The organism is Tissierellales bacterium (assembly GCA_025210965.1).
Taxonomy (GTDB): Bacteria; Bacillota; Clostridia; order Tissierellales; family JAOAQY01; genus JAOAQY01.
This window is the reverse complement of sequence record JAOAQY010000075.1, coordinates 1-12,491: the sequence shown is the minus strand read 5'-3', so window position 1 is coordinate 12,491 and position 12,491 is coordinate 1. Positions and strand designations below refer to the sequence as shown.

Sequence of the window (12,491 nt, the reverse complement as noted above, 5' to 3'; positions counted from 1 at the left end):
TTTATTTACTTTGATTTTTCCAAGAGGCATATCAACTTCTACATCTACGAAGCATACTCCAAATGAAAAACTATTTGAATCACATTGATTTGAAACATCTGCTGTTATGTGAACCGCTTTTTCCATGTTGTAAAGAGCATGAGTAGAAAGCTCTTCAAGTGAGCAAAGTTTCTCCCTAGTTTCATTATTTACTATAAAATCATCTTCTATATCTAGATTGCCATCTGGAACTCTTAGCATATATCTAGCGTGATCTAGTATTTTTTGCTTTAATTCTATAGCCGCCTTTTTAGCTGCTCTACCTGATACATATGATTGTCTAGATGCATATGCTCCAGTGTCAAATGGTGTAACATCTGTATCCTGAGCTGATACCATGTGTATTTTTTCCATAGATACTGATAGTATTTCTGAAATCATCTGTGCAAATGCTGTATCGGCTCCCTGTCCAATCTCTGTTGCTCCCATTTGAACTTGAACTGAACCATCTTGATTGAGTATAAGCCTACATCCTGCAATCTCTAGTGCTATAGGATATACTCCAGTAGCGTAGCTAAATATTGCCATTCCAACGCCTTTTCTGATAGGGCCTGTTTGATGTTTATACTCTTCTATTTTCTTATCCCAATTTACATATTCCTTACCTTTTTCTATACATTCATCTAATCCGTTTGAGTAGCATCTGATACCATTGTCTTCAAATCCTACCTTCATGTGATTTAATTTTCTTATTTCAATTCTATCAAGACCTAATTCCGATGCTATATCATCTACATGAGATTCGATAGCAAATGTTATCTGTGGTATACCATATGCTCTCATAGCTCCTGCTGGTGGTCTATTTGTAAATACGGATGTCATGCTAGCTTTTGTAGCAAGTTCATCTTGGTATATTTGCTTAAGTGCATGACCAGCTTTAGCAGTAACACTATTACAATGAGATGCATATGCTCCTTTGTTGCTCTTTAAATCCATCTCTCTTGCTACAAATGTACCATCTTCTCTAACATAACTCTTGATTTTTATCTTCATGGCATGGCGAAGTCTAGTATTTAGGAAGTCCTCTTCTCTTGTGAGTTCTAACTTCACACATCTTCCGCCCATAACTTGGCTCAAATATGCGTTTAGTGGTTCATAAAGTACATCTTGCTTGTTTCCAAATCCGCCACCTATATAAGGCTTTACTATTCTAATGCTACCAGCACCTACTCCTAGAGCATCTGCAACTACTCTTCTCACTATATGAGGTATTTGAGTTGATGAAACAACTACAGTTTTTTTACCCTCAGCGTATGCAAATGATGATGGGTTTTCAAGCTGGCAGTGCTTAACAGAAGATAGTTCATATTCACCTTCTATAACTTTGAGATCTTCTTGTTTTATTGCTTTTTCAAAATCTCCAATTTCATATCCTATATTGGCTAGTATATTGTCTGGGAATTCTTCGTGTATAGCATGTTCGTCACCTAAAAGTGCATCCTCAATCTCAGTCATAGGTTTATATTCATTGTATTCTACCTCGATAAGAGCTAGTGCTCTCTCAGCTGCTACATTGTCTTTTGCTATTACAACTGCTATGTCATCTCCGTAGTAACGGACTCTTTTATTTAGTAACTTTCTATCTGCTATATCCCTGTGACCTGGGTCTAATACATATGGATGCCCAGCTGTTGCAAATGGTCTGTCTGGGACATCAAAACATGTTACTATTTTGACTACGCCCTTTACTTCTAGTGCTTTGCTGATATCCATTTTTCGCACTCTTCCGTTTGCTATAGTAGAGTGTAAAATCTTTGCAATAAGCGCATGGCTCAAGTGATAATCGTCAACATATTGTGCTCTACCTGTGACTTTGTCAAAGGCGTCTACTCTTTTTATACTTTTTCCAATACTCATACTACTCCTCCCACCTTTTTACTTCATTATTGTTTTACTCCTAAACCCTACTTCTCTAAATACAATTACTACATTTATATAAATTCCAGTCTATTAAGACTATAATGAATTTTCAGTATATTCTTTTTAGATAAAGGCGTGTTACTCACGCTTTTATCTACATTATGATTTTTCAATTAATTCCTTACAAACTTTTCTGCTCTTTTCGAAAACTTTATCTTCGTCTATATTTACTAATCTGCCATTCTCTACAACCACTTTTCCGTTTACTATGGTGTAATCAACAGCACCCTTATAACCTATGGTACATAGTGCAGCTTTAGGATCTAAATCTGCTCCTATCATTTCTATACTGCGTTTGTCTATCATGAATAAATCAGCAGCCATTCCCTCTGCTAGATACCCTATGTCTTTTCTTCCAAGTACACTAGCACTTCCTCTAGTAGCTATTTTTAGAAAGTCATAACCACTCGGCGCATCATTACTGTATTTTAGTCTATGAAGCAAAAATCCTACTCTAAGCTCCTCAAGTATATTAGAACCGTCATTGCTAGCACTTCCATCTACAGCTAATCCCACTGGAACTCCAAGTTTTATCATTTCTGGTATCCTAGCGATGCCAGATGATAGCTTCATGTTAGATATAGGACAGTGAGATACACCAGTCTGTGTTTTTGCCAAAAGCTTCAATTCATCATCATTGAAGTGAATTCCATGGGCATACCAAACATCCGGGCCAATCCAGCCTAGGCTCTCCATGTATTCAAGTGGTCTCATATTAAATTTTTCTAAGGTAAAATTCTCCTCATCTATTGTCTCCGCTAGATGGGTGTGTAATCTAACTCCTAATTTTCTAGCCAATTTAGCAGATTCTTTCATAAGCTCCCCGGTAACGCTAAATGGAGAACATGGCGCAAGGACAACCTGTCTCATCGAGAATTTACCCGAATCATGAAATCTTGAAACTAAATTTTCGCTATCTTTTAATATACTATCTATATCTTGAACAACACTATCGGGTGGTAAGCCACCATCTTTTACACTAAGTGACATACTCCCTCTAGATGCATGCATCCTGATTCCAAGCTCACTAGCCGATTCAAATTGAGTCTCTATAAGCCCATTTTGATCATTTGGGAATACATAGTGATGATCAAAACACGTAGTGCATCCTGATTTTAGTAGTTCTCCCATACCACAAAGTGAACTATATCTTATGACATCGTTGTTTAGATTTTTCCAAATCTCGTATAGGTACTTCAGCCAAGGAAATAGCTCTAAGTTTTGTACCTGTGGTATATTCCTGCTAAACATCTGATACAAGTGATGATGTGTATTTATAAGTCCCGGATAAGCTATTTTGCCGCTACCATCTATTATGGTATCTGCTTCATTTTCACTAAATCCTATCGTCTTTATAACCCCATGTTCGATGTATATATCTGTGTTTTCTAATACCCTATCTTCATTGTCACAAGTTACTATATAATTGATATTCTTAATTAAAATCGAATTTTTCATAAGATTCTCCCAATTTATTATATTTACATTTCTTAGTATATCACTTCGTTTTTTCTATATCAATCAAGTTTTGCAAACTTTTTAATATTTTACAATTTTTTTGTATGATTCTCATGTTTTTTCTGTACGCTTTTCATAATTTATGTTTTTTTAATTTGATTTTGAGCTATAATTTGCATATATTGGTGATTTAGGGTCTAAACCTCGACATGTTTCCAATTGATTACATCAAATAATCCTCTGTCTGTCATCTTTAGCTCTGGTATGACAGGTAATGCCATAAATGCAAGTGTCATAAATGCATTTACTCCTTCATTTATGTGTAGATTTTCTCTGGCGAAACTTGCAAGCCACTCTGACTTTTCCGAAACGCTTTCAAGCGGCTCTGACGACATAAGACCTGCTATGTCTAGCTTCAAATGTCCCTTAACTTCACCTGCTTTTACTACAACAAGTCCACCCCCGATTTTTTTAATTTCCTCTATTGCGAGCATTACGTCTTCGTCGCTATCCCCTATAACTATAAGATTATGCGAATCGTGTCCTATAGTAGAAGCTATAGCTCCGTTTTTGAGACCATACCCCTCTATCAGTCCCTTTCCAATATTTCCAGTTCCGTGATGTCTTTCAAATACATAAATCGGAAGTATATCGGTTTCTTTGTCGTAGATAAAGTTTCTTTGATTATCTATATCTACATCTCTTTCAACTGATTCTGTAACTAAATCCCTTGGCTTTATTTTTATAACTCTAGCTTTTTCTCCAGAAACCTTTATTTTCAAATCTTCTTTTTTAAATTCTTTTATATTTATGCTATTGCTTACTGTATCTAAAAGAGTAGTATCTTCGTCTATATTTTCTATCCAGCTTTCATCTATGTGCTCTCCCTTTTTGAATGTGGAAAGTACATTGAAGTCATTTAAATTGTCGACCATAATAAAGTCTGCCTGATATCCAGGTGCTATAGCGCCTAACTGTCTTATTCCGTAACACTCAGCAGTGTTTAACGTAGCCATTCTAATAGCTGTTATAGGCGGCATGCCTGCTTTTATTGCTATTCTGATATTGTTATCTATATGACCTTCTGTAAGTATATCCTTTGAATGTCTATCATCTGTACAAAATGTAAATCTTCTCTCACTTTGAGGTGTTATGGCTCCTATGAGGTCTAATAAATTTTTTGCAGCTGAGCCTTCTCGAACAGCTACATATATTCCATTTCTAACTCGATCTAACACTTCTCTATGATTGCTACATTCATGGTCTGTGCGAACTCCAACGAGAGAATATGCGTTTAGTTCATTTTCTTTTATAACTGGTCCATGTCCGTCTACTATTTTGTGATGTCTCTCTGTCAATTGTAATTTGTTTAGTATTCCCTCATCTTCAAATACAACACCTTGATAGTTCATAAGTTCTCCTAATCCTAGTACTCTAGGGTTGGCCATAAGTTCTTCTAAGTCTTCTGCCTCTAGTTTAGCTCCTGACGTTTCAAATTTCGTTGCAGGTACACAAGACGGAAGCATTACGTAAACTTCTAGTGGCAAATTTTCACTTGAATCTATCATGTATTTTATACCGTCTACTCCCTTTACATTGGCTATCTCATGACAATCAGATATTATAGTTGTTGTTCCTCTAGGAAGAACTGCTCTAGCAAATTGATATGGCGATCCCATCGATGATTCAATGTGCACGTGAGAATCTATTAATCCTGGTACTATAAATTTGCCTTTGGCATCTATTGTTTTTTTACCTTCATAGTCTCCCATTCCTACAAAATGTCCTTCACTTACTGCTAAATTTCCCTCTAATATTTCATCTGTAAATACATTTACTACTTTACAATTTTTTATTACCAAGTCTGCGATTTGTCTACCCATCGCTACATCTATTAGTTTTTTGTTGTTAGCTTTGTTCATACCCTATACCTCCCCATGAAATACATACAATAATCCTTTTGTTTTCAAGGTTATCACCCTACCAGATAATTGTCAACATAATTGTCTGACTATTTAACAAAATTATTGTAATTTTAAAAAGATTTTGTATATTGTTGTTGATTTTGGCTTTCAGTATTGATATAGTTGTATGTAGATAAGGCACTATATTAAAATCATTTTGTAAGTTTCAAAGATCTTTTCTAGATGCTGTTGATTTTGAAGTTCACGATTGATATACTTATCTCTAGACAAGAAGGGTTAGATCAAAATTACCAGAAAATGTGAGGGGTTTTATGAATACTAAAACGAATTTGGATTTTTTACGCAGGTTGTCTAAAGGCATCGCTGCTCAATTCGGTCGCAATTGTGAGGTCGTAGTACACGATTTGACTTCTGGCAATGCGGACGATACTATTAGAATTATCGAAAACGGGGATGTAAGCCACAGATCGGCTGATGGCATAGCTTCTAGAGTTGTTTTGAATGCTCTAAAGCATCATGAAGAACCACTAGAAGATAAACTGAATTATGTTACCAAGACTCAGGATGGTAAATTGCTAAAATCAAGCACTATTTACATCAATGATGACAATGGTAACCCTATAGGTATATTTTCTATAAATTACGATATCACGGAACTTGCAATAGCTCAAAATGCTATCTCATCTTTTATAAATAAAGATGATGATACTCCTGATGCTGGCAAAATTCCTCAAAATGTAAATCAATTGTTGGATGATTTGCTCGAGGAATCCGTAAACAAAATAGGAAAGCCTGTAGCTCTAATGACTAAAGAGCAGAAAATAGAGGCTATCAACTACCTAAATGATGCAGGTGCTTTTCTTATCACTAAAGCTGGTGATAAAATAGCCGCTTATTTTGGAATATCTAAGTACTCTATTTATAATTATGTGGATATTAAAAATAAGTAAAAAATTATATTAAAGAAGCTTAAAGCGAAAAATAAAATGTGCCTATCAAATAATTTCATCAAAATTTTGATGAAATTATTTGATAGGCACATTTTTCTACAATATTTTTTATCTTGACTTGAATCTATTCGTCACTTTTTATTAGTGGTTTTATTGTTATTTCTGATTTATCATTGACTATCGTCAATGTTAATTTTCCGCGCTCTAATAATTTACCATTTTCTTTATTGTCTTTAACTTCAATCATCGCTTCATTTTCAATTATCGCAATTGAATAATCTTTAATTCCACGATCTGACAATTTATACATTTCATTTTTAACTGGATTATAACCTACTATTTCATTGCTCAATAAGCCTGACCCAATTGATGCATTTGCATAAATTTCATAGTTTCTATCTTTATCAGCATCAATTAAAAACACATCTTCAATTGGCATTCCTTTAAGATTTGCTAAAACTTTATCTTCTTTAATTATAATTATTTGATGAACCCACGCATAATCTATTTTAGCTTCATAAATTTTACATCCACTATTTCTAAAAAAATCATCAGTAGTTAAATCTTTTATCCTTAAATTTTTTTCAATGTCGCCTTTGACTCCGCTGTCAGCTAAATAGTTCCTAATAGTATTAAATAATTCATCAGATATATCTGCCTGTTCTTTTCCATTTATATTCAGTAACTCTGCTTTCAATTCTTCGGTATCATTCAAACTATTTTCAGGCTTATATATTATAATAAGTGAAATAACTACAAATAGCACCGCTATGATTACGATATACTTTTTATTCAAACTAATCACTCCCTTATCATAGATAATACACCTATTACATAATAATTGCTAGATTATATGATTATTATGACATTATTAATTATAAAGCTAGTGGCTATTTTAATCTTTAGAACCGGTAAAAGGTGACAACTCTACTTATTGATTTAACTTTCTCAAAAAGTAGAGTTGCCACCTTTTTTTTGATATAAATCTTGATCTCTTTAGATATCAAAATTCATGTTTATTTTTTTTAGTACATCTAAAAACACTTTCTTTTCTTCTTTTGTTAAACCTTTGTATGCTGTTTCATGCACGTTTTTTGAAATTGCATCAAAACTGTCTTTTATGTCTATGCTTTTTTGAGTTAAACGTATATAGGTTTTTCTTCTATCTGTAGTCGATTTTTGCTTTTCTACATAACCCTTTGCCATTAGTTTTGAAACTAAAGCTGTTATGGTTGATTTGTCTTTTCCTAAAAGATCCCCTATTTCTTTCATCGTCATCTTTCCATCATTATCATAGAGCACTGTTAGTATGTTTCCATATGACGGAACTAATTCATCTAGCCCTTGAAGTTCTAGTTGTTTTTCGATGTATTTAACCATTTTTTTCTTTGTTTTGCTTACAAAATAGACTATGTATTTATCGTTCATTTTGCTTCCTCGTTTCTAAAAGTATTGTAGCTCAAATAATTATATTACATTACAAAAATTCTTGATATTTTCTGCTTCCATACAATATTCTCATTATGATAACTATTTTCGAATTTTCATTTACAATATAAAAGATAATGTAATTATCCACTATTAATTTTCTATATCCTTTTCTTTTTAAAAAATCATCACTAACATAATTGCACGAAAATGGAAACTCACTTAAGTTCATTATTTTCGATTCTGCGCTTTCTAAAAATTTTTTGGCGGAAGAATCTGAATACAACTCATTCTTCATATAGCTAAGTATTTCATCTAAATCATAACTTGCCTTTGAAGTAAATTTTATCTTGTATTTTTTACTCTGCATAATTACTCTTCATCCTTGAGAAAATCTGTTCTGCATCTATTATCTTTTCTTCATTCTGAAGATCACATTCTGCTTCTGCTAGCTTTTTATATAGCTCGGCTTGTGCTAATTTCTTCTCATATGTTTCGATACTCATTACAACTAAATCTCCATAACCATTTTTGGTTATATAAATGGGCTCCTCACTTTCATGACATAATTCAGAAATCTCATTTGTATTCCTTAAATCCTTTATAGGCCTAATCTTAATCATAAATCCATCTCCTTTATAACATAATTATAGCATAATTATGTTATACCCACAAAATTTTCAAGCAAAATAGTTTGACATAAAACTATTTTCCCGCTATAATTTACTTATTATATTTTGAAAGGAGATTTTAAATGACTTATACAACAAAAAATTCTATTTTCGACAATTGTAATATAGGACCTCTTAAGCTAAAAAACAGACTGGTTAGAAGTGCAACGTGGGAAAATATGGCTACATCTACTGGTCATTTGACACAAAGCTTATATGATATTCATGAAGAACTTGCAAAAAATGAGGTTGGACTAATTGTAACTGGTTATGCAAATGTAGTTGCTGAAGAACAACCAAATCCTGGCATGATAGGGATTTACGAAGACTCTTTCATAGATGAGTACAAAAAATTAACTGATATAGTCAAATCTCATGGTTCTAAAATCGTTATGCAGTTGGCTTATGGCGGTACTAAAACTAAATTCAATGTTGGAGAAAGAGTTATATTTGCACCTAGTGAAGTGGCTGAAAAGAGTACTGGAACTATGGGTAAAGAAATGACTCTAGAAGATATTGATTATATAGTAAATGCTTTTGCAAATGCTGCTAAAAGAGCTGAAGCAGCTGGATTTGATGGTGTTGAAATACACGGAGCCCATACGTATTTGATAAATCAATTCTTGAGCCCTTACTACAATAGACGAAAAGATAATTACGGCGGTTCACTAGAGAATAGAATGCGTTTTTTAGTTGATATTATTGCTAAAACTAAAGAATCTGTAAGTGATGATTTTGCTATATTAGTTAAACTAACTGCAAGTGACTTCTTCGATGGAGGACTTGAGTTTGAAGAAACTCTTGAAATATGTAAACGCATAGAAAAACTTGGTATAGCAGGAATTGAACTCTCTGGAAATGTTCACGGAAAAGCAAAGACTCTAGTCGGTGAAGTCTTTGATGGATGCCCTATATTAGATGAGGGTTACTTCTTAGAATATGCTAAAATACTAAAGTCTTCTGTATCTATACCAGTTATAACAGTTGGTGGATTTAGGAATTTTGACAAGTTAGAGCAAATAGCTGGCGAAACTTCTATAGATGCCTTTGGTTTTTGCAGACCTTTATTAGCTGAACCAAATCTTTTCAAGAGATGGAAAGATGGCGATCATTCTCCAGCTAAATGCGTTAGATGTTCAAAGTGCAGAACTCCTGAGGGCAATTATTGCGTGGTATTTAATTCGCTGTAATTGATTAGAATACTTCGGTTTTGAATTGTAGTAATTTAGTAAACTTTTTTGAAAAGTAACAGATGTTACTTTTCACAGTAGTTATTAGTAACTTTTGATACTAATTTATTCAAAAAGCAGCTTTCGTCTTGGGATGACAAAAGCTGCTTTTTTGATTATGAAAGTTAATTTTGGAAAATAAATGAGGCAATTATAAGCTACACTAATAAATTATTATTGGTATGGCTTCTTAGCTCAACTGCTGAGTATTCTCGATTTCTGCAAATGGTACTATCGGAAAATCATCATCTGTCGCAAAAGCTATATTTGTTGATGAAATTAATAAAGTCACTACTAAAAGTACTACTCCTTTTTTCTTAGTCTCCATATATATCCACCCCTCATTGCCACTTATTTTCCATTAGTATATAATTATATTCATAATAATAGTCCCCGAATGAATTCGGGGTATGGGGGTAATTATGTTTTCAAGTTATGATTTAAATGAGTTTGGAAAATCACTTAGAGATCTCAGGAAGAATAATAGGATGACTCAAAAGGATGTATCTGCATATGTTGGAATAAATGAAGATACTCTAAGACGAATAGAAAATGGTTATGTAATCCCTAAATACGAGACGCTTGAAATACTTTCTCAGCTCTATAAATCTGATTTACTTGAGCTTCTTAAAAAACATCGAAATAATACTTATCTCTCTGATTTTTACGAGCGTTTTGATACACTAACCAACAAAAACGATATAGCTGGACTACAAGCATTGTCAGAAGAAATAAATGAAGAAGAATCAATTCATTGTAATTTATTAGTATCTGAAAATGAATTTAATCTTCTAAAGATATTAGTTCATCAATCCGTTTTGTTTCAATCTTCAAACTACGATACCTCTGAAGAAATGATAAATAAGCTTGTAAATGCTTTAGTTCAAACAATACCTAATTTTGTCATAGAAAAATTTGATACTTATAAATACAATTTACTTGAGATAAGAGTATTGATGTTAATAGGCTTTTCATATAAGTATATTTCAAATATCAAACTTAGCAATTCTATATTTATATTCTGTGCTGACTATCTTATATCAGAACCGACTAGCTCTATGTCATCTATTCATTTGATAACTAAGCTCTATCACTGTATATCTTATAGTTTTCACACATTATCTGATCACAAATCCGCTCTCGAGTACGCTATAAAAGGTATAGAGTACTCGAGATTACATTCATCTTCATATTTAGTAGCTCATCTCTATGCTAGAAAAGGCGCTGCAGAATTTTATTTAGATGATTTTGAATATAAAAAATCCCTAAAAACTTCTGTTTGGCTTTTAGAGATTGAAGGTTCTTTCGATCTTGCTAACACATATAGAGATGTAATTTCTTCTACATATGGATTAAATATAGAAAAATTTTGATTTAATGCATAAATACCCGCTTTCGAATCTCAGCTTTATTTTAGCTGAAATTCAAAAGCGGGTATTATATTATCTACTCCTTAACGCATCCTAAATTTGATTTATACACACTTCCATCTTCTAATACTATAGTCATATAGTAGTCTGAGCCTTTCTCTAGTTGTTCCTTTGCTCTCACTACTATATAGTTCCCTGCTAATTTTATATCTGTTTTTATCTTAGCTTCATCGTTTTCTAAAATTACAGCTTTTATGTTTTCACTATTTGCCTCTGAAGTACATTCTATAATCCAGAATTCTCCGTCTTCAAAACCTCTATTTTTATCCATTTCTTTCACTTTTGTATCGTCATATTCTAGTGAATCCATCTCTTGACCTAGCTTTATGCCGTATTCGTCAAATGATGAGTTTGATGATTCGAAAAACGATTCAATGATTTTTGTGTTTTGGTACTGACTTTCTTTGATTTTAAACGCTATATTAGAAGGCGTGTACAAAATTATGCCCTTATCCCAGCAGCCACCGCCTAGATTTACATATGAGATATGACTATCTTCTAAATCTAGCTCAAGTATTTTGTGATTATTTCTTTCTATCCCATAATCTAACACATCACCGCTCTTGATTTTTATAACCTCATCATTTACAATCGTTCCTGCTTCAGCTATTTGATATATTTCTATATAAATTATCTTTCCATTATATTCCGTCCATTTGCATAGTTCTGGCATATCAAATTTGCCTATTTCATCATATTTTACTTCTTCTCCATTGTAGTAACATTTGATGAGATTGTCTTTAGCTATAGATAGTTTTTCACCTCTATCTAGTATCGATATCTCACTTCCAATTCTACTATCTATAAATCCAAATCCCCTTTTCCCTCTATCTTCGGCTTTATGATTTAAAAAATATTCTTTGCCAATTATGGTTCCTAAATCTCTTTCATCAAAACTTTGCTGATATCCTTTTATGACTCTTACTTGACCGTTTTCTATATTTTCTATTTCCATTTCACCATCGTCAAGTTCTGAGTTAATTCGTGGATTTGCAATTATCAAGTATTCTCCATCTACATCTTCATATTTTACCAAACTTTCAAGTTCGTTTTCATCTAAAACATAAACTACATCTATATTTCCTGATTCGTTTAGATGAATACTTACATAATCACCCTTAGATAGATCCGTTTCATCCCAATACCTAAACACAGATGCGCCTTCTATTGCTCTATATTCTTTTATGACTTCATTTTCTAGACTAAATTTCCCATCTGTAGATTTAAGCGTACCTGTTTTCAATATTATATTCAATCCGTCTATATCTTCAACTTCATACACATTTGAACTATCTTCAAATGGCTCATATACTAGTTCTATTTCTTCTATAATGATATATCTTCTATCTGCAATTTGATATTTTAATTTCACCATATCACTTCTACTAAAATCATTGTACAATTTATCTAATACTACCTGCTCTGTTTCTTCTTCAATCAA

General features: G+C 32.8%; 12 protein-coding genes. 3 read left to right on the top strand and 9 right to left on the bottom strand.

The features are described from left to right. The 3 genes from N4A40_05755 to ade all read right to left on the bottom strand — a co-directional run. Positions 1–1,896 (bottom strand): molybdopterin-dependent oxidoreductase (locus N4A40_05755; GenBank protein ID MCT4661350.1); only part of this gene is annotated, 1,896 nt, incomplete at its 3' end. Between the two features lie 162 nt (positions 1,897–2,058). Beyond that, positions 2,059–3,417 (bottom strand): 8-oxoguanine deaminase, encoded by a 1,359-nt coding sequence (locus N4A40_05750; GenBank protein MCT4661349.1) that lies wholly within the window; start codon positions 3,415–3,417, stop codon positions 2,059–2,061. A 197-nt stretch (positions 3,418–3,614) separates the two neighbouring features. Continuing rightward, the gene (gene ade / locus N4A40_05745) at positions 3,615–5,339 is read right to left on the bottom strand and encodes an adenine deaminase (protein MCT4661348.1); all 1,725 of its coding nucleotides are present in this window, start codon (positions 5,337–5,339) and stop codon (positions 3,615–3,617) included. Positions 5,340–5,653: 314 nt separating this feature from the next. On the opposite strand from ade, the gene N4A40_05740 reads away from it, so the two are divergent. After that, entirely contained in the window at positions 5,654–6,292 is a 639-nt protein-coding gene (locus N4A40_05740; protein MCT4661347.1) for a helix-turn-helix transcriptional regulator, read from the top strand. Between the two features lie 124 nt (positions 6,293–6,416). Here the strand turns inward: N4A40_05740 and N4A40_05735 are convergent, their stop codons facing one another. The 4 genes from N4A40_05735 to N4A40_05720 all read right to left on the bottom strand — a co-directional run bounded on the left by N4A40_05735 (position 6,417) and on the right by N4A40_05720 (position 8,343). Beyond that, positions 6,417–7,088 carry a hypothetical protein gene (locus N4A40_05735; GenBank protein ID MCT4661346.1) on the bottom strand — a complete coding sequence of 224 codons (672 nt, stop codon included), beginning with the start codon at positions 7,086–7,088 and terminating at the stop codon, positions 6,417–6,419. 200 nt (positions 7,089–7,288) lie between these two features. Further along, a complete protein-coding gene (locus tag N4A40_05730) occupies positions 7,289–7,720 on the bottom strand; it encodes a MarR family transcriptional regulator (protein MCT4661345.1) in 432 nt (143 codons plus the stop codon). Between the two features lie 49 nt (positions 7,721–7,769). Further along, positions 7,770–8,090, bottom strand: coding sequence for a type II toxin-antitoxin system RelE/ParE family toxin (locus N4A40_05725; protein MCT4661344.1), 321 nt, complete (start codon positions 8,088–8,090; stop codon positions 7,770–7,772). Further along, the gene (locus N4A40_05720) at positions 8,080–8,343 is read right to left on the bottom strand and encodes a type II toxin-antitoxin system Phd/YefM family antitoxin (protein ID MCT4661343.1); all 264 of its coding nucleotides are present in this window, start codon (positions 8,341–8,343) and stop codon (positions 8,080–8,082) included. The genes N4A40_05725 and N4A40_05720 overlap by 11 nt, the downstream gene beginning before the upstream one ends. Before the next feature lie 131 nt (positions 8,344–8,474). On the opposite strand from N4A40_05720, the gene N4A40_05715 reads away from it, so the two are divergent. After that, the gene (locus N4A40_05715; protein MCT4661342.1) at positions 8,475–9,581 is read left to right on the top strand and encodes an NADH:flavin oxidoreductase; all 1,107 of its coding nucleotides are present in this window, start codon (positions 8,475–8,477) and stop codon (positions 9,579–9,581) included. Between the two features lie 229 nt (positions 9,582–9,810). Here the strand turns inward: N4A40_05715 and N4A40_05710 are convergent, their stop codons facing one another. Beyond that, a complete protein-coding gene (locus N4A40_05710; protein MCT4661341.1) occupies positions 9,811–9,948 on the bottom strand; it encodes a hypothetical protein in 138 nt (45 codons plus the stop codon). A 94-nt stretch (positions 9,949–10,042) separates the two neighbouring features. On the opposite strand from N4A40_05710, the gene N4A40_05705 reads away from it, so the two are divergent. Then, positions 10,043–10,993: a helix-turn-helix domain-containing protein gene (locus tag N4A40_05705; GenBank protein ID MCT4661340.1), complete on the top strand. Its 951-nt coding sequence runs from the start codon at positions 10,043–10,045 to the stop codon at positions 10,991–10,993. A gap of 73 nt (positions 10,994–11,066) precedes the next feature. On the opposite strand, the gene N4A40_05700 is transcribed toward N4A40_05705, so the two are convergent. After that, positions 11,067–12,491 (bottom strand): hypothetical protein (locus N4A40_05700; GenBank protein ID MCT4661339.1); only part of this gene is annotated, 1,425 nt, incomplete at its 5' end.